This window comes from Streptococcus mitis, assembly GCF_022137125.1.
GTDB classification, from domain to species: domain Bacteria; phylum Bacillota; class Bacilli; order Lactobacillales; family Streptococcaceae; genus Streptococcus; species Streptococcus mitis_CE.
This window is the reverse complement of sequence record NZ_JAKNEQ010000006.1, coordinates 1-25,656: the sequence shown is the minus strand read 5'-3', so window position 1 is coordinate 25,656 and position 25,656 is coordinate 1. Positions and strand designations below refer to the sequence as shown.

General features: G+C 40.3%; 27 protein-coding genes. 25 read left to right on the top strand and 2 right to left on the bottom strand.

Translation table 11 applies throughout. The annotated features are described in order from the left end of the window. Nucleotides 1–85: 85 nt before the first annotated feature. From L0P31_RS06300 to L0P31_RS06185, 24 genes are all read left to right on the top strand, one after another. The gene (locus L0P31_RS06300) at nucleotides 86–268 is read left to right on the top strand and encodes a hypothetical protein (RefSeq protein WP_238096208.1); all 183 of its coding nucleotides are present in this window, start codon (nucleotides 86–88) and stop codon (nucleotides 266–268) included. Between the two features lie 265 nt (nucleotides 269–533). Beyond that, nucleotides 534–767, top strand: a complete 234-nt coding sequence (locus L0P31_RS06295) for a DUF1858 domain-containing protein (RefSeq protein ID WP_000368739.1) — start codon at nucleotides 534–536, stop codon at nucleotides 765–767. Beyond that, on the top strand, nucleotides 767–2,101 hold the full coding sequence (locus L0P31_RS06290) for a DUF438 domain-containing protein (RefSeq protein WP_238096206.1): 1,335 nt from the start codon (nucleotides 767–769) through the stop codon (nucleotides 2,099–2,101). The genes L0P31_RS06295 and L0P31_RS06290 overlap by 1 nt, the downstream gene beginning before the upstream one ends. 9 nt (nucleotides 2,102–2,110) lie before the next feature. Then, nucleotides 2,111–2,365: a DUF1912 family protein gene (locus L0P31_RS06285; protein WP_000119707.1), complete on the top strand. Its 255-nt coding sequence runs from the start codon at nucleotides 2,111–2,113 to the stop codon at nucleotides 2,363–2,365. 95 nt (nucleotides 2,366–2,460) lie between these two features. Next, entirely contained in the window at nucleotides 2,461–2,856 is a 396-nt protein-coding gene (locus L0P31_RS06280; protein WP_000038635.1) for a helix-hairpin-helix domain-containing protein, read from the top strand. A gap of 260 nt (nucleotides 2,857–3,116) precedes the next feature. Continuing rightward, nucleotides 3,117–3,695 carry a flavin reductase family protein gene (locus L0P31_RS06275; RefSeq protein WP_238096204.1) on the top strand — a complete coding sequence of 193 codons (579 nt, stop codon included), beginning with the start codon at nucleotides 3,117–3,119 and terminating at the stop codon, nucleotides 3,693–3,695. After that, nucleotides 3,682–4,242: a GNAT family N-acetyltransferase gene (locus tag L0P31_RS06270; protein WP_238096202.1), complete on the top strand. Its 561-nt coding sequence runs from the start codon at nucleotides 3,682–3,684 to the stop codon at nucleotides 4,240–4,242. Before L0P31_RS06275 ends, L0P31_RS06270 begins: the two co-directional genes overlap by 14 nt. Next, complete coding sequence (locus L0P31_RS06265; RefSeq protein ID WP_214615150.1) at nucleotides 4,242–4,820, top strand: AAA family ATPase; 579 nt, start codon at nucleotides 4,242–4,244, stop codon at nucleotides 4,818–4,820. Before L0P31_RS06270 ends, L0P31_RS06265 begins: the two co-directional genes overlap by 1 nt. Further along, nucleotides 4,813–7,464 (top strand): valine--tRNA ligase, encoded by a 2,652-nt coding sequence (locus tag L0P31_RS06260; protein ID WP_238096200.1) that lies wholly within the window; start codon nucleotides 4,813–4,815, stop codon nucleotides 7,462–7,464. Before L0P31_RS06265 ends, L0P31_RS06260 begins: the two co-directional genes overlap by 8 nt. A 51-nt stretch (nucleotides 7,465–7,515) precedes the next feature. After that, complete coding sequence (locus tag L0P31_RS06255) at nucleotides 7,516–9,033, top strand: AAA family ATPase (protein ID WP_238096198.1); 1,518 nt, start codon at nucleotides 7,516–7,518, stop codon at nucleotides 9,031–9,033. Nucleotide 9,034: 1 nt separating this feature from the next. Then, nucleotides 9,035–10,120 (top strand): hypothetical protein, encoded by a 1,086-nt coding sequence (locus L0P31_RS06250; protein WP_238096196.1) that lies wholly within the window; start codon nucleotides 9,035–9,037, stop codon nucleotides 10,118–10,120. 61 nt (nucleotides 10,121–10,181) lie between these two features. Then, the gene (locus L0P31_RS06245; RefSeq protein ID WP_238096194.1) at nucleotides 10,182–11,402 is read left to right on the top strand and encodes a DNA cytosine methyltransferase; all 1,221 of its coding nucleotides are present in this window, start codon (nucleotides 10,182–10,184) and stop codon (nucleotides 11,400–11,402) included. A gap of 70 nt (nucleotides 11,403–11,472) precedes the next feature. Further along, a complete protein-coding gene (locus L0P31_RS06240; RefSeq protein WP_238096192.1) occupies nucleotides 11,473–13,050 on the top strand; it encodes a hypothetical protein in 1,578 nt (525 codons plus the stop codon). A 131-nt stretch (nucleotides 13,051–13,181) separates the two neighbouring features. Beyond that, on the top strand, nucleotides 13,182–13,769 hold the full coding sequence (gene rpoE / locus L0P31_RS06235; RefSeq protein WP_000418405.1) for a DNA-directed RNA polymerase subunit delta: 588 nt from the start codon (nucleotides 13,182–13,184) through the stop codon (nucleotides 13,767–13,769). 350 nt (nucleotides 13,770–14,119) lie between these two features. Next, complete coding sequence (locus L0P31_RS06230) at nucleotides 14,120–15,727, top strand: CTP synthase (RefSeq protein ID WP_023948247.1); 1,608 nt, start codon at nucleotides 14,120–14,122, stop codon at nucleotides 15,725–15,727. 119 nt (nucleotides 15,728–15,846) lie between these two features. After that, nucleotides 15,847–16,920 (top strand): N-acetylmuramoyl-L-alanine amidase family protein, encoded by a 1,074-nt coding sequence (locus L0P31_RS06225; RefSeq protein ID WP_023948248.1) that lies wholly within the window; start codon nucleotides 15,847–15,849, stop codon nucleotides 16,918–16,920. Nucleotides 16,921–17,169: 249 nt separating this feature from the next. Then, entirely contained in the window at nucleotides 17,170–17,469 is a 300-nt protein-coding gene (locus tag L0P31_RS06220; RefSeq protein ID WP_203180770.1) for a DUF4651 domain-containing protein, read from the top strand. Beyond that, complete coding sequence (locus L0P31_RS06215; RefSeq protein ID WP_156011615.1) at nucleotides 17,466–17,783, top strand: thioredoxin family protein; 318 nt, start codon at nucleotides 17,466–17,468, stop codon at nucleotides 17,781–17,783. The genes L0P31_RS06220 and L0P31_RS06215 overlap by 4 nt, the downstream gene beginning before the upstream one ends. A gap of 15 nt (nucleotides 17,784–17,798) precedes the next feature. Then, a complete protein-coding gene (gene ytpR, locus L0P31_RS06210; protein WP_049502015.1) occupies nucleotides 17,799–18,425 on the top strand; it encodes a YtpR family tRNA-binding protein in 627 nt (208 codons plus the stop codon). A gap of 41 nt (nucleotides 18,426–18,466) precedes the next feature. After that, a complete protein-coding gene (locus tag L0P31_RS06205; protein ID WP_000165331.1) occupies nucleotides 18,467–19,228 on the top strand; it encodes an SDR family NAD(P)-dependent oxidoreductase in 762 nt (253 codons plus the stop codon). Between the two features lie 75 nt (nucleotides 19,229–19,303). Next, nucleotides 19,304–19,699 (top strand): single-stranded DNA-binding protein, encoded by a 396-nt coding sequence (locus L0P31_RS06200; RefSeq protein WP_000282464.1) that lies wholly within the window; start codon nucleotides 19,304–19,306, stop codon nucleotides 19,697–19,699. Between the two features lie 155 nt (nucleotides 19,700–19,854). Further along, the gene (gene groES / locus L0P31_RS06195; RefSeq protein ID WP_024058065.1) at nucleotides 19,855–20,139 is read left to right on the top strand and encodes a co-chaperone GroES; all 285 of its coding nucleotides are present in this window, start codon (nucleotides 19,855–19,857) and stop codon (nucleotides 20,137–20,139) included. 15 nt (nucleotides 20,140–20,154) lie between these two features. Beyond that, nucleotides 20,155–21,777, top strand: a complete 1,623-nt coding sequence (groL, locus tag L0P31_RS06190) for a chaperonin GroEL (RefSeq protein WP_049502016.1) — start codon at nucleotides 20,155–20,157, stop codon at nucleotides 21,775–21,777. Nucleotides 21,778–21,914: 137 nt separating this feature from the next. Further along, nucleotides 21,915–22,682 (top strand): epoxyqueuosine reductase QueH, encoded by a 768-nt coding sequence (locus L0P31_RS06185; RefSeq protein WP_000567554.1) that lies wholly within the window; start codon nucleotides 21,915–21,917, stop codon nucleotides 22,680–22,682. 70 nt (nucleotides 22,683–22,752) lie between these two features. Here L0P31_RS06185 and ntdP read toward each other — a convergent pair whose 3' ends face one another. Further along, nucleotides 22,753–23,286: a nucleoside tri-diphosphate phosphatase gene (gene ntdP, locus L0P31_RS06180; RefSeq protein WP_000775316.1), complete on the bottom strand. Its 534-nt coding sequence runs from the start codon at nucleotides 23,284–23,286 to the stop codon at nucleotides 22,753–22,755. An 88-nt stretch (nucleotides 23,287–23,374) separates the two neighbouring features. Beyond that, nucleotides 23,375–24,151: a recombination regulator RecX gene (gene recX, locus L0P31_RS06175; RefSeq protein ID WP_238096190.1), complete on the bottom strand. Its 777-nt coding sequence runs from the start codon at nucleotides 24,149–24,151 to the stop codon at nucleotides 23,375–23,377. A gap of 37 nt (nucleotides 24,152–24,188) precedes the next feature. Between recX and rlmD the strand changes: the two genes are divergently transcribed. Next, a complete protein-coding gene (gene rlmD, locus L0P31_RS06170; RefSeq protein ID WP_024056763.1) occupies nucleotides 24,189–25,556 on the top strand; it encodes a 23S rRNA (uracil(1939)-C(5))-methyltransferase RlmD in 1,368 nt (455 codons plus the stop codon). Nucleotides 25,557–25,656: the final 100 nt, after the last annotated feature.

The window sequence follows — 25,656 nt, the reverse complement described above, 5'->3', positions numbered from 1 at the left end:
ATGAAAAGAGTAAATTTCACAGAAATAGCCAGCAAGACTGGTATCTTCAATATTTTGAAAGTGTAGTTAAACGAGGGAAGATAATATGGGGCCTATCAAAGCTTTTGCTAAAATTTATGGTAATTACATTTTGACCATGCAAGGTGTAAAAGTAATGAAAACGATAAAGAAAGATGATAATGCCGTTGTCGGTTTTGGGAAACTCTTTATTGCAGACAAGCTAATGGATACGGCTCGGTGGCTCATCAAGCCAGAGGAGAGAGAATGAAATTTTTCTGGGGACTTCTTGCCATTATTTTTATCAAACCGATTATTGGAATTATGAAATTCCTGTGGATGATCATCTCTTTTGCAGTCCAATTGCTGTTTTACAAGCTATTATTTAAAATATTGGATTGGCTCTTTAAACTTTTTTAGGTCGTAATTCAAGTCGCAGAGAACTAGCAGGAACTCCACTGCTAGTTTTTTAATCTCTCTCCATATGGTATAATATAAGCAGTAAAATCATTTTAGAACATACAATGGAGGTCATCATGGACAATATCATCGATGTGTCAATTCCTGTTGCAGAAGTAGTGGACAAGCATCCAGAAGTCTTGGAAATCCTAGTGGAGCTTGGTTTTAAACCCCTTGCCAATCCCTTGATGCGCAATACTGTTGGTCGTAAAGTATCACTCAAACAAGGTTCTAAGCTGGAAGGAACTCCTATGGACAAGATTGTCCGCACGCTGGAAGCAAACGGCTACGAAGTGATTGGGTTAGACTAATGGCAGATGAACGGATTCATGTCCTGCGGGATATTTTGTTAGAATTGCACAATGGTGCCTCTCCTGAGTCGGTTCAGGAGCGTTTTGATGCGACCTTTGCGGGTGTCTCAGCCATCGAGATTTCCCTCATGGAGCATGAGCTGATGAACTCAGACTCAGGTGTCACCTTTGAAGATGTCATGGAACTCTGTGATGTCCATGCCAATCTTTTTAAAAATGCTATTAAAGGTGTCGAAGTAGAGGATACCGAGCATCCAGGTCACCCAGTTCGGGTCTTTAAGGAAGAAAATCTGGCCCTCCGTGCGGCCTTGATTCGCATTCGGAGATTGTTAGATACTTATGAATCTATGGAAGACGAGGAAATGCTGGCGGAGATGCGCAAGGGCTTGGTGCGTCAGATGGGACTTGTAGGTCAATTTGACATCCACTACCAGCGCAAGGAAGAGCTCTTTTTCCCCATCATGGAGCGCTATGGTCACGATTCACCTCCTAAAGTTATGTGGGGAGTGGATGATCAGATCAGGGAACTCTTTCAAACAGCTTTAGCGACAGCCAAGTCACTACCAGAAGTGCCGATTAGCACTGTAAAGGAAGATTTTGAAGCCTTTGCGACAGAGTTTGAAAGTATGATTTTCAAGGAAGAGTCCATCCTTCTTATGATTCTCCTTGAATCCTTTACTCAGGATGACTGGCTTCAGATTGCGGAGGAGAGCGATGCCTATGGATATGCTATCATTCGTCCGTCTGAGAAATGGGTGCCAGAAAGACAGAGTTTTGTTGAGGAAAAGAGTGCAGAGGAGCCCGTACAACTAGATACGACAGAAGGCCAAGTTCAGCAAGTTATCGATACGCCAGAAGGACAGTTCACCATTACCTTTACCCCTAAGGAAAAGGAAACAGTGCTGGACCGCCATAGTCAACAGGCTTTTGGCAATGGCTATCTCTCGGTCGAGCAGGCCAACCTCATCCTCAATCACCTCCCCATGGAGATTACCTTTGTCAATAAAGACGATATTTTCCAGTATTATAATGACAATACGCCAGCTGATGAGATGATTTTCAAACGGACCCCGTCCCAAGTAGGGCGCAATGTCGAACTTTGCCATCCACCTAAGTACTTGGACAAGGTCAAGACCATCATGAAGGGGCTTCGTGAAGGAAGCAAAGATAAGTATGAAATGTGGTTCAAGTCTGAGTCGCGAGGTAAGTTTGTCCACATCACCTACGCTGCAGTGCACGATGAAGAGGGAGAATTCCAAGGTGTGTTGGAGTATGTTCAGGATATTCAACCCTACCGTGAGATTGACACGGACTATTTCCGTGGATTAGAATAAGGAGAAAAAATGAGTTACGAACAAGAATTTATGAAGGAATTTGAAGCCTGGGTCAATACCCAAATCATGATCAACGACATGGCGCACAAGGAAAGCCAAAAAGTCTACGAAGAAGACCAAGACGAGCGTGCCAAAGATGCCATGATTCGCTATGAGAGTCGCTTGGATGCTTATCAGTTCTTGCTTGGTAAGTTTGAAAACTTCAAAGCAGGCAAGGGATTCCATGACTTGCCAGAAGGCTTGTTTGGTGAGCGAAATTATTAAACGAGATAGATTCTTGATTTTTTACTAAAATCTTGATAGAATATTTATATTAAATCCTTGTCAGAGCAGGGGTTTTTTATTGAAAGGATTTTATCATGTCAAAGAAACTCAATCGTAAAAAACAATTACGAAATAGCCTTCGTCGTGCAGGTGCTTTTTCAAGTACTGTGACTAAGGTTGTAGAAGAGACAAAAAAAGTCGTAAAACGTGCTGAGCAGTCAGCGAGCCAAGCTGGTAAGGCTGTTTCTAAAAAAGTTGAACAAGCAGTAGAAGCAACTAAAGAACAAGCTCAAAAAGTAGCCAATTCTGTAGAAGATTTTGCAGCAAACTTGGGTGGACTTCCACTTGACCGTGCCAAAACTTTCTATGATGAAGGAATCAAGTCTGCGTCAGATTTCAAAAACTGGACTGAAAAAGAACTCCTTGCCTTGAAAGGAATCGGACCAGCCACCATCAAGAAATTGAAAGAAAATGGCATCAAGTTCAAGTAATCTTTCTTGTGCCTTGCATTTCCGAAAAAATCTTGCTACAATAGAGCCATTAGAGGTGTTTTGAATCTCGCATTTTACAGAAAGTGGCGGTGCTGAGAAGTCCACAAATGTGTCAAAACTGGTTGCTAATGGATGAAAATGAAATAAACAAAGATGCGGGCAACTGCCCGAAATTGGGTGGTACCGCGGATAAGCACATTCGTCCCTGTCATAATAGATGGCAGGGCTTTTCTTTTGCGTTTTGGTCAAAGGAGGTTGTTATGAAGCAATCTTTTAAAACAAATAAACTCTATTATGGTTTTCCAATCTTCATTTTGGGGTATCAGGACCAGAATTTTGAACACAATATAACAACTTGCAGCTCCTCTTATAGTCTGGGAGATTGGCTAGTCATCGGTGTTGGTGCTGAGGAAAATGCGGCTGATCAGATTAAGTACTATCAGAAGTTCACCGTAAATATCCCTGATGAAACTTCTATGCTTGCGATGGAGCAGGCCGGCTTTATCAGTCATCGGGAGAAACTGAAACACCTGGGACTAGACTACGAGATTTCTGAACAGACTCATGCTCCGATTTTGGAATCTTGTCCAGTCGTTTTGGATTGCCAGGTGGATCGGATTATCGAAGAAGATGGAATCTGCCACATCTTTGCTAAGATTCTGGACCGACTGGCTAATCCTGAACTTTTGGATGATAAGGGACATTTTAAAAATGACCGTTTTGCGCCGACTTACTTTATGGGGGACGGTCACCAGCGCGTTTATCGTTATCTAGATGATCGAGTCAATCCCATGGGAAGCTTTATCAAGAAAGCGAGGAAGAAGAATGTCAAGAGCTGAATTGCTAGAACGATTAGAAACCGAACGACTCGTCTTACGAGTTCGTACAGTGACTGACGCTGAAGATATCCATGCCTACGCTAGTTTGCCAGAGGTCGCTTATCCAGCAGGCTTTCCTCCAGTCAAGACCTTGGAAGATGAGATTTATTATCTGGAGCAAATCCTTCCCGATCGCAATCAAAAGGAAAATCTCCCAGCTGGCTATGGGATTGTCGTCAAAGGAACCGATAAAGTCATTGGTTCTGTTGACTTCAATCACCGTCATGCGGACGATGTGCTAGAAATTGGCTATACCTTGCACCCAGACTACTGGGGCCGTGGCTATGTACCAGAAGCAGCGCGAGCTTTGATTGACCTAGCTTTTAGAGAACTAGGTCTTCACAAGATTGAATTGACTTGTTTTGGATACAATGTCCAAAGTCAACGAGTCGCAGAAAAACTTGGATTTACCCTTGAAGCTCGCATAAGAGACCGCAAAGATACTCGAGGCAACCGCTGTGACAGCCTGATATATGGCTTGCTGAGGAGTGAGTGGGAGGTGATTTGATGCATCTTTTCATCATTGGTGCTCCAGCATCAGGAAAAATGACCATTGGTCAAGAATTATCTCGACTGACGGATGCTACCCTATTTTATAACCATCAAGCCATCGATTTTGCACTAGAAATCTATCAGGACTATACAGAGGAAATGTGGGAATTTGTTCGTGGAATCACCTTTTCATTCCTTGGAGCAAGTGCAAGAAATCAGAGATCAGTAATTTTAACTGACGTAATTGATTTTTCAAATCAGTACCAACTGATGTATTTAAAGCAAATTCAGGATTTATTGGATAACTTTCATCAAGAGATTCTGTTTGTTGAGTTGGAAACAAGTCTTGAAGAGCGTTTACGTCGAAATCGAACGGAGAACCGGTTGAAGCACAAGCCCTTGAAACGGCATATTGAGATATCTGAAAGAGAAATTTTAGAGATCACTGAAACCCTTCAATTAAATTCCCAACATCAACCGAATGAGCTGCACCACTACTTTAAAATAAATAATACGAATTTGTCTGCAGAAGAAGCTGCTAAGCAAATTCAAAATAAAATGAATACAATAGAGAAAGGACAAACACATGTCTAAAGAACTTTCACCTAAATACAATCCAGCCGAGGTTGAGGCTGGTCGTTACCAAAAATGGCTTGATGCGGATGTTTTCAAGCCTTCAGGAGACCAAAAGGCTAAGCCTTATTCTATCGTTATTCCACCACCAAACGTAACTGGTAAACTTCACCTTGGTCACGCTTGGGATACGACTTTGCAGGATATTATCATCCGTCAAAAACGTATGCAAGGTTTTGATACCCTTTGGCTTCCAGGGATGGACCACGCGGGGATTGCCACTCAGGCTAAAGTTGAGGAGCGCTTGCGCGGAGAGGGCATTACACGTTATGACCTAGGTCGTGAGAAATTCCTCGATAAGGTCTGGGAATGGAAAGACGAATATGCCACTACTATCAAGGAACAATGGGGCAAGATGGGGCTCTCTGTAGACTACTCTCGTGAGCGTTTCACGCTTGATGAAGGTTTGTCAAAAGCTGTCCGCAAAGTCTTTGTGGACCTTTACAAGAAAGGCTGGATCTACCGTGGTGAGTTTATCATCAACTGGGACCCAGCTGCTCGCACTGCCCTTTCTGATATCGAAGTTATCCACAAGGATGTCGAAGGTGCCTTCTACCACATGAATTATATGCTGGAAGATGGCTCACGCGCCCTTGAAGTTGCGACAACTCGTCCTGAGACCATGTTTGGGGACGTAGCTGTTGCGGTCAATCCAGAAGATCCACGCTACAAGGACTTGATTGGAAAAAACGTCATCCTTCCAATCGCTAATAAATTGATCCCAATCGTTGGAGACGAACACGCAGACCCTGAGTTTGGTACTGGTGTCGTGAAAATCACGCCTGCCCACGATCCAAACGACTTCTTGGTTGGTCAACGTCACAACTTGCCACAAGTCAACGTCATGAACGACGACGGAACTATGAATGAGCTTGCCTTCGAATTTGCAGGTCTGGATCGTTTTGAAGCCCGCAAAGCGGTTGTCAAGAAACTGGAAGAAATCGGTGCCCTAGTTAAAATCGAAAAACGTGTCCACAGTGTTGGTCACTCAGAACGTACCGGTGTTGTAGTTGAGCCACGCTTGTCTACTCAATGGTTCGTCAAGATGGACCAATTGGCTAAAAATGCTATTGCCAACCAAGACACAGAGGACAAGGTAGAATTCTACCCACCTCGTTTCAACGATACCTTCCTTCAATGGATGGAAAATGTCCACGACTGGGTAATCTCTCGTCAGCTTTGGTGGGGTCACCAAATCCCTGCTTGGTACAATGCTGAGGGTGAAATGTATGTCGGTGAAGAAGCTCCAGAAGGTGACGGATGGACTCAAGACGAAGATGTCTTGGATACTTGGTTTAGTTCTGCCCTTTGGCCATTCTCAACCATGGGCTGGCCTGATGTCGACTCAGAAGACTTCAAACGTTACTTCCCAACATCAACCTTGGTAACAGGTTACGATATCATCTTCTTCTGGGTGTCTCGTATGATTTTCCAATCCTTGGAATTCACTGGTCGTCAGCCGTTCCAAAACGTCCTTATCCACGGTCTTATCCGTGACGAGCAAGGACGCAAGATGTCTAAGTCACTCGGTAACGGGATTGACCCGATGGATGTCATCGAGAAATACGGTGCCGATGCCCTTCGCTGGTTCCTTTCAAACGGTTCTGCACCAGGACAAGACGTGCGCTTCTCTTACGAGAAAATGGATGCTTCATGGAACTTCATTAACAAGATTTGGAATATCTCTCGCTACATCCTCATGAACAATGAAGGTTTGACCCTTGAGCAAGCAACTGCCAATGTCGAAAAAGTGGTTAACAAGGAAGCTGGAAATGTTACAGACCGTTGGATTCTCCACAACCTCAATGAAACTATCGGAAAAGCTACTGCTAACTTTGATAAGTTTGAGTTTGGTGTGGCTGGACATATCCTCTACAACTTCATCTGGGATGAATTTGCGGACTGGTACGTTGAGTTGACCAAGGAAGTCCTTTATAGCGACAATGAAGAAGAGAAAGTCATCACACGCTCTGTTCTCCTTTACACTCTGGACAAAATCCTTCGTCTCCTCCACCCAATCATGCCATTCGTGACAGAGGAAATCTTTGGACAAATCTCAGAAGGTTCTATCGTTACAGCAGAATACCCAACTGTCAACCCAGCCTTTGAAGACCTTGCGGCTCATACTGGTGTGGAAAGTCTCAAAGACTTGATCCGTGCCGTTCGGAATGCGCGTGCGGAAGTAAACGTAGCTCCAAGCAAGCCAATTACCATCCTTGTTAAGACAAGCGATAGCGACTTGGAAGCCTTCTTTAACAGCAATGTCAACTACATCAAACGCTTCACAAATCCAGAACACTTGGAAATCGCATCAACCATCCCTGCACCTGAACTTGCTATGTCAAGCGTCATCACAGGAGCAGAAATTTACTTACCACTGGCAGACCTCCTCAATGTCGAAGAAGAATTGGCTCGCCTCGACAAAGAACTGGCTAAATGGCAAAAAGAACTGGACATGGTCGGTAAGAAGCTCTCTAACGAACGCTTCGTAGCCAATGCCAAACCAGAAGTCGTCCAAAAAGAACGCGATAAACAAGCCGACTACCAAGCCAAGTACGATGCGACCGTAGCACGTATTGATGAGATGAAGAAGTTGGTTAAGTAGTGTGGAAGTGATTTAATTTCTATAACTGAACAAAAGAAGTGGAGCGGATATATGGATTCGATTAGACTTAAGAATTTAAGAAGTCTTGTAGATACTGGGGATATTGAAATTAAACCATTAAATATTATTTTGGGGTCTAATAGCTCGGGTAAAAGTACTTTTCTACGTTTTTTTCCTTTATTAAAACAAACTATTAATAGAAAGATTCGAGGTGTTTTGTTTTGGAGTGGTTATGATCAAAACGACGTAGATTTTGGTGATTTTGATACAGCGGTTAATAATCAAAAGGGACACGATAAAATGGAATTTTCATTTTCATTTGACGTTCCTAAGTACGAAATAATAAAATACGCTCGTTTTTACAAATTAAACAAACGATCCTTTTTTGAAAAAGTACCTAAATTCAACAAAACAACTATTTCAATTTGTTTAGAAAAAAATAAAAGTAATGAATTAGAGAGAATTTCAAGAGTAACTATTTCTATATTGGGTGAAGACATAACGATTGATGTGCAAAGTAAGAAAATAAATATAGGTGATAGAGAATATGGATTACTTACTTCAGATAATGGATATATACATAGATTAGATAGTGTTTTTCAACTAAATAGTCTACTTGATTCAGAAGAGATTCTCGAAAAAGAATTAGGAGACATAATTAAAGAAATAAATAGTGATGATATACCGACCTTTTGGGAATATCATGATATTATAAAAAGAGATTTGGAAAAGTTATTTAAAGTAAACCATGATAATGACGAGTTTGAAATTATAAATGTTAAGGAATTATCAAAAAACGAGTTAATAATTTATAAAGATATACTACTGATTAAATTTTTGGAGATAATTCTGAAGATTTCTGATAACTATATCACGTCCTATTTTAATAAGTCTGTTTATATTGCTCCTATTAGAGCTACTGCCGAAAGATATTATAGGCTAAGAAATTTGTCAATTGAAGAAGTAGACTCTAGTGGTCGGAATCTTGTTGACTTTTTGTATAATCTTGATAATGAAATGTTTCAACAATTTCAAAAATGGACAAATGAATTTTTAGGTTTCCAAGTAGAAAAAGATGTAATAGGTTACGATGGTATTAATAAAGGATATGTGTCTATTTATATTAGAAAAAGTGGAGATCAAAACCGTTATAACCTGTCTGATACTGGATTTGGCTATAGTCAAATCCTTCCAATTGTAACTCAACTTTGGTTTGTTGCCAATAATCCGAAGAAAAGATTATATTTATTGAGATACCCTACTACAATTATTATTGAACAGCCAGAGCTTCATTTACATCCAAAACTACAAAGTAAGCTGGTTTCAGCGATATGTAGTTTGGCTAATCATAATTTCCGATTTATTATTGAAACTCACAGTGAAACAATTATTAACAAAATTGGAGACTTAATCTACAATAAAAAAATAGGAAACAAAGATGTAAACATACAAATTTTTTCAAAGAGAAATGAGAAAATGGAAACAATCGTTGAGCCTGCTTCATATGATAAAGAAGGGTTTCTTGAAAACTGGCCTATTGGATTCTTTGATGAGGGGAATTATCTCTAAAATGATATTTGAAATTCATAAAAGTTGCCTGCAATTATTAGCAGAGGAAGACCCAGACGTATGTTCTATGCTAAATAGTTTAGCGACAAATAGGAGAAAAGAATTAAACATAATTATTGCAGATCGTGAAGTGCTAGATTACTTAAAAAACTGTACACTTCTTGAGGTTAATGCTCGGAGGTTATTTGCTTATCTGAGAAGAAAAAGCCATGAAACAAAAGAATTAAAAAAAGTTGTAAGTAGATACTATACAATTGTTGCTAATAATAGTATTGAATGTGATAATTGTCATGTTATTACAGTATCAGATATTCTTAAAAAAGAGTTTTTAACGAAGACACAACTTATAGTTGAAGATTTAACTGATTTTGAATTTTATTACTATATTGGATTCTATTTTGCCTCTAAAAATAGAATTAATTGTCACCTTTCGTTTGATATGGCCCCTGGAGGTGGACAAAATTCTGCTGGTTTATTTGATGGGTTAATTAAGCAAGAAAACAGATTATTACTTGGTATATTTGATGGCGACCAAAAATATCCCGGGGATAAAATAGGTGGAACGTTAAAAGCTGTACTAAAGGTAATAGACTCAAAAGATAGAAAGTTTTTTGAATGTATTTCATTAGCTGAGCAGGGTGTCCACGAAGCTGAGAACTTAATCCCATTAAAACTCATTGAAGAAATATATGATAGTAGAGACATTAATGCACAAAATACTATAAAGTTTTTAAATAGATTGTATGAAGAAAGATCAAATTTGTATTTTTACTTTGATATGAAAGAGGGTATCTATCAAGTGGATAAGACATATGCTGATAAATATGATGCTTGTTGGAAAGATTGTGTTGAATCATTTAAAATAAGTGAAACTTTAGAAAGTTTATCTATTTCAAAAGTTATTATTAGTCGATGTGATTTATTGAAAAAAGTCATTGGATACCTTTCTGAGAAAAGTTCAGGGAACGGTGACGATTTAATTTTCATATTTGAAAACTTTGTAAAAGATACATTTGTCGATTCAAAATGGACCGACATTGGAAAAGAAATTTTTACTTGGGGTTGTGTTGGTAGAAGAATTTCATAATGTTGTTTTTTATATAAAGTGTTATACTATTTAGTTATATTTTTAGAAAGCAGGTTACTACATGACAAATTCTGTAAGTTCGAACCGATCTGAGAAGTACAACATTGCAGCTTTCTTCTCAGGTGTTGGGGGAATTGAGTTGGGATTTGAACAAACCAACGAGTTCAGAGTGGTGTATGCCAATGAGTTTGATAAGTATGCGCGTCAGACTTATCAGTTAAACCATCCAGATACCTATTTGGATGGTCGTGATATTCACGATGTTCAGCCAGAGGACATTCCAGCTGAGCGCGTGGATGTGATTATGGGAGGTTTCCCTTGTCAGGCCTTTAGTATTGCGGGTTATCGCAAAGGATTTGATGATGATCGTGGCGATCTTTTCTTTGAGTTGCTTCGCATGATTGAGGGATGTAAACCTCGTGCTATCTTTATCGAAAACGTCAAGAACATGGTTGGCCATGACCATGGCAATACTTTCAAGGTTATTCGTGAAGCCTTGACCGAGAACAACTACTTTATCAAGTGGAAGGTTCTTAACGGGAAAGACTACGGAAATATCCCACAAAACCGTGAGCGGATCTACATTGTTGGTTTTGATACTAAAGAAGCCTACGACTTATTTGAATTTCCAGAGGAAATCAAGCTGACCACGACTCTTCAGGATGTGATTAACTTTGGTGATAAGCTAGACGAGGTCTACTACTACCGTGAAGGTAAGCAGAATTTCTACGACCAGTTGAAGTTTGAAGTGACTAGCCAAGATACGGTTTACCAGTGGCGCCGTCAGTATGTCCGTGAAAATAAAAACGGTGTCGTCCCTACCTTGACAGCCAATATGGGAACAGGTGGACACAATGTCCCATTGATTCTGACAGATAGTGGGGAGATTCGTAAGCTAACACCGAAAGAAACTTTTAATGTTCAAGGCTATCCTAAATCCTTTAAAATCCCAGAAGGGGTTTCTAACGGTCAGCTCTACAAGCAGGCTGGAAACAGTGTGGTCGTGCCCGTGATTAAACGTATCGCGGAAAATGTTGCCAAAGCTTTAAATGAAAGTCAGGGGCAATCTCAACTTGAACGCTCAGGAAAAATTGCCATTATCTACACCAAGATGAATGGACAATTTGAAGGGCAATCCTATGTCAAGGAATTTGTGGATAGCTATGACCAAGCTCTTGAAAAAATCAAGGCTTATGACGATGGTTTAGCGGTTCTGTCAGATGAAGAGTATTTGAGATTTGTAAAAAAACAAGGCAAACTCGAATTTTACAGTATTAATTAACGAATATATAAGAGGATTAGTGAAAAACTAATCTTCTTTTGATATACTGAAAATAGAAAAGAGGGTGCTTATGTGGGAACATCTAAAGTCTGAACAAAAAGACAAATACAAAACCTTAATTACCAACTTTGCTAGCTTGAGCCAAGCTTTCTCTCAAAAGGCTGAGTCCGACGATGAGGAACAAACAGAGAATTATGTTGCTCCGATTGTTAATTCTAAGTTTCAAGAGACTGTTTTCCAGAAGGCTTTTAATGCGGTTGGGGAAGATATTGCCAATACTTCCTATGATGCCTCTGTCGTTGTGGATGAAAATCATAAATACCTAGTGGGTATTAAGTCTTTTGGAATCAATTCTGGAGATCAAAAAATCGCTCAGTTTAAGAAGGACTCTCAAGATTGGACGGACTTATTGGGTGATATCAAATTCCATGCAGATATCTCAGCAGATAAGGAAACAGCAGACAAGAAAAACTATCAACGCTATGAAGAGTTGGCACGAAAGATTGCGACCTTAAGAAATCAGAGAATCGAATCTTCTAAGGCGCAAATCAAGGGATTCAACTCTGACTCAGTCAATGTTGAAGCTGTTTACCACGTCTTGATGCCGACACCAAAAGGAGAAAATCCAAAGATTTTTGTCGGTGAAACATCTTATTTACCAGTTGATATCGATAATCTGGTCATTGAAGGATCAACTACCAAAAACAATCCAACTAATTTCCGATTTACAGATGGGCAACACCACTACAAGTACACAGCAGCTGACAGCCAGCTCCACATGACTTTTAACAATAAAGACATTGTTGTAGATACTTGGGATGTCCATTATATCGAAGATCCTTTTTCTCTCTTTGAAAATCTTCATTTACTGACCGCTGAAAAGAGACAATCCGATATCTTAGAAACGGTGTCTTGGGTTATCACAGACAAACATGGAAATGTGGAAGAAAACTCGGGCTTTAATGCCTTTAATGGTGGTTCAAAATTAGCTAAAAAAGATCGTCTGCCAAGGATTTTAAAGATTCAGGAAAAATTCAAAGACAGTCTGGCTCCAGAAGAACTAGCTTTTGTGACCTTCTCTTTAGAGGAAATTCTCTTGAAAAAGTGGACTAGCAAGGAAGAAAAAGCTCAGATGAAGGCGATTCGTGAGGACTTGATTCACTTTGTCCACAATACTGGCAATAAAAAACTCATCAAAGAGATTGAACACCTGGTTTATCGTCCAGTTAGTGAAGTTTACATTCCTCTGCCAGACTCTAAGAACTTTCATGATGAAAGGCCAGACTTCTTTGGTCTTGGATTTGGGACTTTTGAGCCTGGAACTAAAAAATTAGCTCTATCTAAAGAAGAAAGAACTTTTAAATTACGCTTTTTATCTTCTGGTGATGTTATTAATGCCTATATAAATCAAGAAGCTGGAAAGGCAATTCAGTCAACTGATAAGCAAGAAATTCTTGGCAGCTGGATTTTACGAGGAGTCTTCCAGTTGAAAGAACGTGAAGTCTTAACAGGTCAACGACTCAATGAACTGGAAATCAACGGTATTCGTTTGACTAAGTTTAAAAATGGGGAAATTGGTATTGAATTCATCTGGATTGATACTGAAAATCCACCTAGTGATGCCATAGGCTGGGTAGCAAAGAAATAAAAAGTCCTGTCACTTTCTCCCCCTTAACCTTTGACTATTCCGTAAAATTATCGTAAAATAAAGAGTAAATGATAAAATGAGGTCAGAGTCTGTTTACTCTGGCGATAGTAGTATAAATGAGGAGAAACGCTTTGGAATTAGAAGTATTTGCTGGGCAAGAAAAAAGTGAGCTATCTATGATTGAGGTAGCGCGTGCTATCTTGGAACTTCGTGGTCGCGACCATGAGATGCATTTTAGCGATCTTGTAAACGAAATTCAAAACTACCTTGGAACATCAAATAGCGATATCCGTGAAGCTTTGCCTTTGTTCTACACAGAGTTGAACTTTGACGGTAGCTTCATCTCACTTGGAGACAACAAATGGGGGCTTCGTTCATGGTATGGTGTGGACGAAATCGACGAAGAAATCATCGCTCTTGAAGAAAACGATGACGATGAAGTAGCACCAAAAGCTAAGAAAAAACGTGTCAATGCCTTCATGGATGGTGATTCAGATGCCATTGATTACAATGCGGATGATCCAGAAGATGAAGATGCATACGAAGCAGATCCTGCTCTTTCATACGATGATGAAAATCCAGATGATGAGAAAAATGAAGTGGAAGCTTACGATGCAGAAATTAACGAGATTGCCCCTGATGACTTGGGTGAAGACGTGGATCTCAACGAAGAAGACGACGAGTTTTCAGACGATGATGCTGAAAACATCGAGGAATAAAAGTTAGCTATTGACAATTATCCTATTTTTAGGTATCATATTGTTCGGGCACCTCTTTTAGAGGTCGGAGCTCCCTAGTTCTTAGGGAGCTATTTTTGTTTTTTCAAGAAGTTATCTTCTTGTATTTTATACTCAATGAAAATCAAAGAGCAAACTAGGAAACTAGGAAACTAGCCGCAGGCTGTACTTGCGTATGGCAAGGCGACGTTGACGCGGTTTAAATTTGATTTTCGAAGAGTATTGGTTGTGAATCTGGTGCAGTCGTTCCAGATTATTCTTATTAGTAGGGTCTTGTTTTCTATGTCCCCACGTAGTTGACAAGACCTTGAGCATTTTAGAAAGAGGAATCTATGTCTACGAAATATATTTTTGTAACTGGTGGTGTGGTATCGTCTATTGGGAAAGGGATTGTCGCAGCGAGTCTAGGCCGTCTCTTGAAAAATCGTGGTCTCAAAGTAACCATTCAAAAGTTTGATCCTTATATCAATATCGATCCGGGAACTATGAGTCCTTACCAGCACGGGGAAGTTTTTGTGACAGATGACGGAGCTGAGACAGATTTGGACTTGGGTCACTATGAACGTTTCATCGATATCAATCTTAACAAATATTCCAACGTGACTACTGGTAAAATTTACAGTGAAGTTCTTCGTAAGGAACGTCGTGGAGAATACCTTGGGGCAACTGTTCAGGTTATTCCTCATATCACAGATGCTTTAAAAGAAAAAATCAAGCGTGCCGCTCTAACGACTGATTCTGATGTCATTATCACAGAGGTTGGTGGAACTGTTGGGGATATTGAGTCCTTGCCATTCTTAGAGGCCCTTCGTCAGATGAAGGCGGATGTGGGTGCGGATAATGTCATGTATATCCATACAACCCTGCTTCCTTACCTCAAGGCTGCTGGTGAAATGAAGACCAAACCAACTCAACACTCTGTAAAAGAATTGCGTGGATTGGGAATCCAGCCAAATATGTTGGTTATTCGTACAGAAGAGCCAGCTGGTCAAGGAATTAAAAACAAACTGGCCCAGTTCTGTGATGTGGCACCAGAAGCCGTTATCGAATCGTTGGATGTTGAGCACCTTTACCAAATTCCATTGAACTTGCAAGCTCAAGGTATGGATCAAATTGTCTGTGACCATTTGAAATTAGACGCACCAGTAGCGGATATGACAGAATGGTCAGCCATGGTGGACAAGGTCATGAACCTTAAGAAACAAGTTAAAATTTCCCTTGTCGGTAAGTATGTGGAGTTGCAAGATGCCTACATTTCTGTGGTCGAAGCCTTGAAACACTCTGGTTATGCCAACGACGCAGAAGTTAAAATCAATTGGATCAATGCCAATGATGTGACAGCAGAGAATGTGGCAGAGCTTTTGTCTGATGCGGACGGAATCATCGTACCAGGAGGTTTTGGTCAACGTGGTACGGAAGGGAAAATCCAAGCCATTCGCTATGCGCGTGAAAATGATGTTCCAATGTTGGGTGTCTGCTTGGGAATGCAGTTGACTTGTATCGAGTTTGCTCGTCACGTTTTAGGACTCGAAGGTGCCAATTCTGCAGAGCTTGCACCAGAAACAAAATACCCTATCATTGATATCATGCGTGATCAGATTGACGTTGAAGATATGGGGGGAACCCTTCGCTTGGGGCTTTATCCGTCTAAGTTGAAACGTGGCTCTAAGGCTGCGGCTGCTTATCACAATCAAGAAGTGGTGCAACGCCGTCACCGTCACCGTTATGAGTTTAACAATGTCTTCCGTGAGCAGTTTGAGGCAGCAGGTTTTGTCTTCTCAGGAGTTTCTCCAGACAATCGTTTGGTCGAAATTGTGGAAATTCCTGAAAATAAATTCTTTGTAGCGTGTCAGTATCACCCTGAACTGTCAAGCCGTCCAAATCGTCCAGAAGAACTCTACACTGCCTTTGTCACTGCAGCAGTTGAGAACAGCAATTAGCCAAATCAGAACCTTTGAGAAGAATCTCAGAGGTTTTTTACTTGCATATTTAGGATATGATTTGCAAAATAAAAACATAGTGATATAATTAACATAAAAAATCCTAAGGAGGATCTACGATGAAAAAAATCACACTATTTGGTTTGTCTCTAGCAGGTTTAGCTTTACTGGCTTTTCCTCATTCAGGGCAGGCATTTGAGCTTAAAGAAGAATGGGTTGTTAAGTGTGGAGTACAGTATCAAGATGGCAAGATTCTTCGGTTTAACAATGGCCATGAAGTGGATATCAAAGTCTTGGATTTGCCAAAAACCGAGAAAATCGAGTGGACGGTCAGTCTCGATGGTCAAGATCAGACTGTCAATTTCCTAGGTCAAGAAAAGGACAAGTCTATGATCGGGGAAGAAGGGCGTTACCTGAATTTCTATGTTCCATATGGCTATAGAGGAGATATCAAGGTCGAGGCTAAGAGCGGAAACGAAGTAAAGACCTGGTCAACGAAAGTTGTGGATGATATTCATAATGATAGTGGAAAGAGAGGCTACTACCATATTAAAGAATCAAATGATCAATACACCTACCTCGATGCTAAATGGGATTATCAAACCAAGACTTACACTGCTACTTTACCAGAGACTGTTAATGGTCAAAAAGTTTTTGCTTGGGCAAATTATGATAATGACGAGTTGAAACTAGAAAAACTAAAATCTATCAGTCATAAATATGATGGAGGAGCTTTCAAAGAACTTTATCCGATTGTAAAAGCAGAAAGCTGGTTAAAATCAAACCAAAACTGGTACTATCAAAAACAAGGTCAATTAGTGCAGAAGGATTGGGTTTATGACAAGGGAACTTGGTACTTTATGAATGATAAAGGAGTCATGTTCAATCAAACTTGGCTTTATCAAGGTAACAACTGGTATGCCTTTAAATCATCAGGAGCCATGATTGCGAGTGACTGGCTTTACGATCAAGGCAAGTGGTACTATTTATCAACTTCAGGAGCCATGAAAGCAAGCGCTTGGGTTTATGACAAGGGAGAATGGTATTATGTAAGTTCTTCTGGTGCCATGCTAGCGAATGATTGGGTCAAAGATAATGGCAAGTGGTATTATCTGGCTTCATCAGGTAAGATGCTTCGCAATACCTACACCCCTGATGGTTACTACGTTGGCAACTCAGGTGCCTGGCAATAAGAATAATACTCTTCGAAAATCTCTTCAAACCACGTCAGCGTCATCCACAACCTCAAAACGCTGTTTTGAGCTGACTTCGTCAGTTCTATCTACAACCTCAAAGCAGTGCTTTGAGCAACCTGCGGCTAGCTTCCTAGTTTGCTCTTTGATTTTCATTGAGTATAAGAAGTCCTTTTCCTTAAAGGAAGAGGCTTTTTACTTGATTTTCTGCTGCTTCCTCATTTGTCCTAAAGTCTTTTTTGTGTTAAAATGAATGGTATGAAAGCTAAAAAAATGTTGATGGCAGGTCTGGCTCTGCTTGGTATTGGGAGCCTTGCCCTTGCTACGAAAAAAGTTGCAGATGACCATAAGCTCATGAAGACTCAGGAAGAGTTGACAGCGATTGTGCGAGACCATTTTTCAGATATGGGGGAAATTGCGACTCTCTATGTTCAAGTTTATGAAAGTAGTCTAGAACGACTAGTCGGTGGTGTCATTTTTGAGGATGGCCGTCATTATACCTTTATCTATGAAAACGAAGACCTAGTCTATGAGGAGGAAGTCTTATGATACAACCAGCAAGTATAGAAGAATTAGCATCTTTAGTAGAAAAAGATGGCAAGAAGGTCTTTCTTTTTGTAGCAGACTGGTGTGGCGATTGTCGTTATATCTATCCTGCCTTGCCAGAGATTGAGGAGACCAATCCAGAGTTCACCTTTATTCGAGTGGACCGAGACCAGTATATGGATTTGGCTAAACTCTGGGATGTTTACGGAATCCCTAGCCTTGTAGTTCTAGAAAAAGACAAGGAAATCGGTCGTTTTGTTAATCGCGACCGTAAAAGCAAGCAACAAATTAACGACTTTTTAGCAGGACTGAAATAGGAGAAAAAGGAAACAATGATTTTTACATATAACAAAGAACATGTCGGTGATGTCCTTATGGTCATCGCGAAAAATAGAGGAGATGCCAAATTAGATGTGGAGCGCAAAGGCAAGGTAGCCCGTGTTTTCCTCAAAGATAATGGGGAAACAGTGGCGTGGAATATTTTCGAAGTTTCAAGTTTGTTTGAAATTGAAGAGCGCGGTCAAGTCTTTTTGTCTGATGAACAAGTAGCTCGTTTGAACCAAGAATTGCAGGCGGAAGGTTTTAAAGAAGAAATTGTCAATGACAAGGAACCTAAGTTTGTTGTTGGTGAAATTGTCGAGATGGTAGCCCATCCTGATAGTGACCACCTTAACATCTGCCAAGTTGCAGTCGCGAGTGACAAGACAGTGCAAATCGTTGCAGGGGCTCCCAATGCGCGTGTCGGGTTGAAAACCATTGTAGCTCTTCCAGGAGCAATGATGCCCAAAGGGAATCTCATTTTCCCAGGTGAGCTTCGTGGTGAAAAGAGTTTTGGCATGATGTGTAGTCCTCGTGAACTTGCCTTGCCAAATGCTCCGCAAAAGCGTGGTATTATTGAATTATCAGAAGACCAAGTTGTTGGAACTCCATTTGATCCAGCTAAACACTGGACTACCTAGGAAGTTGTCAGTATCTGATAGACCAGCTAGAAGGAAATAAGATGACAAAAAATGTTGTGATTACAGGGGCGACATCAGGAATCGGTGAAGCGATTGCGCGTGCTTATCTGGAGCAGGGTGAGAATATCGTTTTAACAGGTCGACGGACAGATAGACTAGAAGCCCTTAAGTCGGAGTTTGCAGAAGCCTTCCCAAATCAGACAGTTTGGACTTTTTCGCTAGATGTCACAGATATGACCATGGTAAAGACTGTCTGCTCTGATATTCTAGAAACGATAGGTCAGATTGATATTCTGGTCAATAACGCAGGTTTGGCTCTTGGCTTGGCTCCATATCAAAACTATGAAGAGTTGGATATGCTGACCATGTTGGATACCAATGTCAAAGGTTTGATGGCAGTCACTCGCTGTTTCTTGCCAGCAATGGTAAAAGCCAATCAAGGACATATCATCAATATGGGCTCAACCGCAGGAATTTATGCCTATGCGGGTGCAGCAGTTTATTCAGCTACCAAGGCAGCGGTTAAGACCTTTTCAGATGGTCTGCGAATTGATACCATCGCAACGGATATCAAGGTGACGACTATTCAACCGGGAATTGTCGAAACAGATTTTTCTACGGTACGTTTTCATGGTGATAAAGAGAGAGCTGCGTCCGTTTACCAAGGAATAGAAGCCTTGCAAGCTCAGGATATTGCAGACACAGTAGTCTATGTGACCAGTCAACCTCGTCGTGTGCAGATTACAGATATGACCATTATGGCCAATCAACAGGCGACAGGTTTCATGGTTCATAAAAAGTAAAAAATTTCCTCGAAAAGTTACAAATTTCTGTAACTTTTTTGATTTTCTGCGAATAGATAAGTAGGAGGAAAAAATATGTATAATAAAGTTATCATGATTGGGCGTTTGACGTCTACACCAGAATTGCACAAAACCAACAATGACAAGTCAGTAGCGCGAGCAACTATCGCTGTGAACCGTCGTTACAAAGACCAAAATGGGGAGCGCGAAGCTGACTTTGTCAATATGGTTCTATGGGGCAAACTAGCAGAAAGCTTGGCCAGCTACGCAACTAAAGGTAGTCTTATCTCTGTGGATGGAGAACTTCGTACCCGTCGTTTTGAGAAAAATGGTCAGATGAACTATGTGACTGAAGTCCTTGTGACAGGATTCCAACTCTTGGAAAGTCGTGCTCAACGTGCCATGCGTGAAAATAATGCAGGACAAGATTTGGCGGATTTGGTTTTGGAAGAGGAAGAATTGCCATTTTAAGCATTAAAAAGTCTGAGTTGGTCTCAGGCTTTTTATCTTGAGAAAGTCAGACTTTTTTCTTGACTATTTCTGACCAAGTGATACAATAGAACTATGAATTAGCACTCAAGTGTAAAGAGTGCTAATGATATCTATCTCATTATGGAGGAAATCAGATGTTGAAACCATTAGGGGACCGTGTGGTCTTAAAAGTAGAAGAAAAAGAACAAACTGTTGGAGGTTTTGTCCTCGCAGGTTCAGCCCAAGAAAAAACCAAAACAGCTCAAGTTGTGGCTACTGGACAAGGTGTTCGTACCTTGAACGGTGACTTGGTTACTCCAAGTGTTAAAGCTGGAGACCGTGTCTTGGTTGAAGCACACGCAGGTCTTGATGTCAAAGATGGCGATGAAAAGTACATCATCGTAGGCGAAGCTAACATCTTGGCTATCATTGAAAAATAGAAGGAGAAAGTAAGTATGTCAAAAGAAATTAAATTTTCATCTGATGCCCGTTCAGATATGGTCCGTGGTGTCGATATCCTTGCAGACACTGTTAAAGTAACCTTGGGACCAAAAGGCCGTAATGTCGTTCTTGAAAAGTCATTCGGTTCACCCTTGATTACCAATGACGGTGTGACTATTGCCAAAGAAATCGAATTGGAAGACCATTTTGAAAATATGGGTGCCAAATTGGTATCAGAAGTAGCTTCTAAAACCAATGATATCGCAGGTGACGGGACTACGACTGCAACAGTCTTGACCCAAGCTATCGTCCGTGAAGGAATCAAAAACGTCACTGCAGGTGCCAATCCAATTGGCATTCGTCGTGGGATTGAAACAGCAGTTGCTGCAGCAGTTGAAGCCTTGAAAAACAATGCTATTCCTGTTGCCAACAAAGAAGCTATCGCTCAAGTTGCAGCCGTCTCTTCTCGTTCTGAAAAAGTCGGTGAGTACATCTCTGAAGCCATGGAAAAAGTTGGCAAAGATGGTGTCATCACTATCGAAGAGTCACGTGGTATGGAAACAGAACTGGAAGTTGTGGAAGGAATGCAGTTTGACCGCGGTTACCTTTCACAGTACATGGTGACAGATAGCGAAAAAATGGTGGCTGACCTTGAAAATCCGTACATTTTGATTACAGACAAGAAAATTTCTAATATCCAAGAAATCTTGCCACTCCTAGAAAGTATTCTCCAAAGCAATCGTCCACTATTGATTATTGCGGATGATGTAGATGGTGAAGCTCTTCCAACTCTTGTTTTGAACAAGATTCGTGGAACCTTCAACGTGGTAGCGGTCAAGGCACCTGGTTTTGGTGACCGCCGCAAAGCCATGCTTGAAGATATCGCCATCTTGACAGGCGGAACAGTTATCACAGAAGACCTAGGTCTTGAGTTGAAAGATGCGACAATTGAAGCTCTTGGTCAAGCAGCGAGAGTAACCGTGGACAAAGATAGCACTGTTATCGTAGAAGGTGCTGGAAATCCTGAAGCGATTTCTCACCGTGTTGCAGTTATCAAATCTCAAATCGAAACTACAACTTCTGAGTTTGACCGTGAAAAATTGCAAGAACGCTTGGCAAAATTGTCAGGTGGTGTAGCGGTTATTAAGGTCGGAGCTGCAACTGAAACTGAGTTGAAAGAAATGAAACTCCGCATTGAAGATGCCCTCAACGCTACTCGTGCAGCCGTTGAAGAAGGTATCGTTGCAGGTGGTGGAACAGCCCTTGTCAATGTGATTCCAGCCGTGGCTGATTTGGAATTAACAGGAGACGAAGCAACGGGTCGCAATATTGTTCTCCGTGCTTTGGAAGAACCTGTTCGTCAAATCGCCCACAATGCAGGATTTGAAGGCTCTATCGTTATCGATCGTTTGAAAAATGCTGAAGTTGGTACAGGCTTCAATGCAGCAACTGGCGAATGGGTTAACATGATTGATCAAGGGATTATCGACCCAGTTAAAGTGAGTCGTTCAGCTCTACAAAATGCAGCATCTGTAGCCAGCTTGATTTTGACTACGGAAGCAGTCGTAGCCAATAAACCAGAACCAGCAGCCCCAGCTCCAGCAATGGATCCAAGTATGATGGGTGGGATGATGTAAGCTTTCTATAGAAAACAACTTATAAAAAACACAAAAGGAGGGAATGGCTATTCCTCCTTTTTATGATATTCACTTCTAAATAGATTTGAGCTCTCCTAACTTATATGATAAAATAAGACTAGAAAAAGGAGAAGAACATGATCGATGTAGAAGAAATTCTGAGCAAGATGAACCTCAATCAGAAGATTAATTATGACCGTGTCATGCAGAAGATGGTACAAGTATGGGAGAAAAATGAGCAACGGCCAACCATTCTCATGCACGTTTGCTGTGCCCCTTGCAGTACCTATACCCTCGAATATTTGACCAAGTATGCAGATGTGACAATCTATTTTGCCAATTCTAATATCCATCCCAAGGCAGAATACCATAAGCGTGCCTATGTGACTAAAAAGTTTGTCAGTGATTTCAATGAGCGAACTGGCAATAGCGTTCAATACCTAGAAGCTCCTTATGAACCTAACGAATATCGTAAACTGGTTCGAGGTTTGGAAGAAGAGCCTGAAGGTGGCGACCGTTGCCAGGTTTGCTTTGACTACCGACTGGATAAGACAGCTCAAGTGGCTATGGACTTGGGCTTTGACTACTTTGGCTCAGCCTTGACCATCAGTCCTCATAAGAATTCTCAAACCATTAATAGTATCGGAATCGATGTGCAAAAAATTTATACAACCCACTATCTTCCAAGTGATTTCAAGAAAAATCAAGGCTACAAACGTTCGGTAGAGATGTGTGAAGAGTATGACATTTACCGTCAATGTTATTGTGGTTGTGTCTATGCAGCCCAAGCTCAGAATATTGACCTGGTTCAGGTTAAGAAAGATGCTACAGCTTTCTTGCTGGATAAGGATGTTGAAAAAGACTATTCCCACATCAAATTTACTGTTACGAAATTAGATATATAGAAATCACCCCAGCTGTAAAGCTGGGTTTTTAAAATAAAAAAACCGGGGTCTTAACCCCAGTTTGACAACTTTACCGATTCTTTAGTTCTACATAGCGCTTGTACCAAATGTTTACATAGGCTTCTGAGAAAGGACCTCGTCCATTGTTAATCCAATCAACAAGAATTTTGACATGTTCTTTTAAAATATAGTCCAAGTCATCGGAATAATTCATTTTGCGTTTGTGACGCTCATACTCCTCAACGTCCAAGAGACGTTTCTCTCCATCTGTAAAAATTTTAACATCCAAATCGTAATCAATATACTTCAGTGCTTCTTCATCCAGATAGTAGGGGCTAGCCATATTGCAATAGTAGGAAATTCCATTATCACGAATCATGGCAATGATATTAAACCAATATTTCTTGTGAAAGTAAACAATAGCCGGTTCTCGAGTGACCCAACGACGACCATCACTTTCGGTAACCAGTGTATGATCGTTGACACCAATAATGGCGTTTTCTGTTGTTTTTAGTACCATGGTGTCCCGCCAAGTTCGGTGGAGACTCCCATCATGCTTATAACTTTGAATTGTAATAAAGTCGCCTTCTTTTGGAAGCTTCATAACTAACCAACTTTCTACAATTTATAAGTTTATCGTTTACTATTGTACCATAAAATTACCTAAAATCTGTGAATTTTACATGAAAATATTAAAGATATTCTCTGAGAGCGCTTGCTATATCCGAAAAATCGTAGCCTTTTCGTGCTAAAACTTGAGTTAAACGCTGTTTAAGTTCGTATCCTTCATATTTTCGGGCATACTTAGCATATTGCTTATCAAGTTCCTTGAAGATGAGTTCCTGAGTCGTTTCTTGATCAACTTGACTATCCAACTGGTCAAAAGCAGTTTTAGCATCAGAATAGGAAAACCCCTTGTTGGTCAGATTTTGGATTATCTTATCTTGCAAGGCACGAGCTGGAAGTTTTCCCTCATATTTTTTCAATAGTTTATTAGCTACACGTTGAGCAACTTCAGAAAAATCAAATTCTTTCAAGTTCTCTTCTATAGTAGATTTTGAAATCCCTTTTTGAGCTAGTTTCTGAGTCAGTACATAAGGACCCTTGTCTCCTGAAAGTTGATTGGCATTGATGATAGCATAAGCGTACTGAGCATCATTAATCCACTTATCTTCTTTAAGATTAATAATGACTTGAGAAACGATGTTTTCATCAATATCGTATTTTTTCAGATATTCTCTGACCTCTTTTTCAGTACGTGCTTTAAAGGATAGGTGGTAGAGGGCTAGATTCTTACCGTAAGAAAATTTGGCAAAGTCCTGAATCTCTTTCAATTCTTCTTCACTTATCACCTTATCTCTTGATAACATAAAACGAACAATAGTATCTTCAGTAATGTAGCATTTGTCGCCATTATCAAGCTCCATCAGATAGAGTCTTTTTTTCTTTTCAAGTTTTGTGATTTTCATAGTTCTATTATAACTCAAAATGTGATAAGATAGGGGTATGAATCTGAAAGTGAAACAAAAAATACCATTAAAAATCAAGCGCATGGGAATTAATGGTGAGGGAATCGGCTTTTATCAAAAAACATTAGTCTTTGTGCCTGGTGCTCTCAAAGGTGAAGATATCTATTGTCAGATTACTTCTATTAAACGTAACTTTGTTGAAGCAAAATTACTAAAGGTTAATAAGAAGTCTAAATTTCGAGTTGTGCCAGCTTGTACTATTTATAATGAGTGCGGAGGCTGCCAAATCATGCACCTGCATTATGATAAGCAGCTAGAGTTCAAGACGGACTTACTTCATCAAGCGCTGAAAAAATTTGCTCCTGTAGGATATGAAAACTATGAAATCCGCCCAACTATTGGAATGCAGGAACCAAAATATTACCGTGCTAAGTTACAATTTCAGACTCGAAAATTTAAGAATCAGGTTAAGGCGGGCTTATATGCACAAAACTCTCACTATTTAGTAGAGTTGAAAGACTGCCTGGTACAAGACAAGGAAACCCAAGTGATTGCTAATCGTCTAGCAGAATTGCTTACTTATCACCAGATTCCAATCACGGATGAGAGAAAAGTTCTAGGTGTTAGAACTATAATGGTCCGACGAGCAAGAAAGACTGGACAGGTTCAGATTATTGTTGTTACAAACCGCCAGCTTAATTTAACCCTGCTGGTAAAAGATTTAATTAAAGATTTTCCAGAGGTTGTGACAGTAGCTGTTAATACAAATACAGCTAAAACCAGTGAGATTTATGGTGAAAAGACAGAGATTATATGGGGAGAAGAGAGTATTCAAGAAGGTGTACTCAATTATGAATTTTCACTATCTCCTCGAGCTTTCTATCAACTAAATCCTGAACAAACAGAAGTTCTTTATAATGAGGCGGTAAAAGCCTTGGATGTAAATAAAGAAGACCATTTGATTGATGCTTATTGTGGAGTTGGAACGATTGGATTTGCCTTCGCAAAGAAAGTTAAAACACTCAGAGGTATGGATATTATTCCAGAAGCTATTGAAGATGCCAAGCGAAATGCTAAAAGAATGGGATTTGACAATACTCATTATGAAGCTGGAACGGCAGAAGAGATTATTCCTCGCTGGTATAAGGAAGGCTACCGAGCAGATGCTCTGATTGTGGATCCACCACGTACAGGTCTGGACGATAAGTTATTAGATACTATTCTTACCTATGTACCAGAAAAGATGGTCTATATTTCTTGCAATGTTTCGACCTTGGCTCGTGATTTAGTACGCTTAGTAGAAGTCTATGATCTTCATTATATCCAGTCGGTCGATATGTTCCCACATACAGCTCGAACGGAAGCTGTTGTAAAATTAATTAGAAAAGTTCAAAAAAGTAGTTGACAAGTCAGAAAAAGTCTGTATAATAGTAAGAGTTGAAAATAACAGCTCAGGTCCGTTGGTCAAGGGGTTAAGACACCGCCTTTTCACGGCGGTAACACGG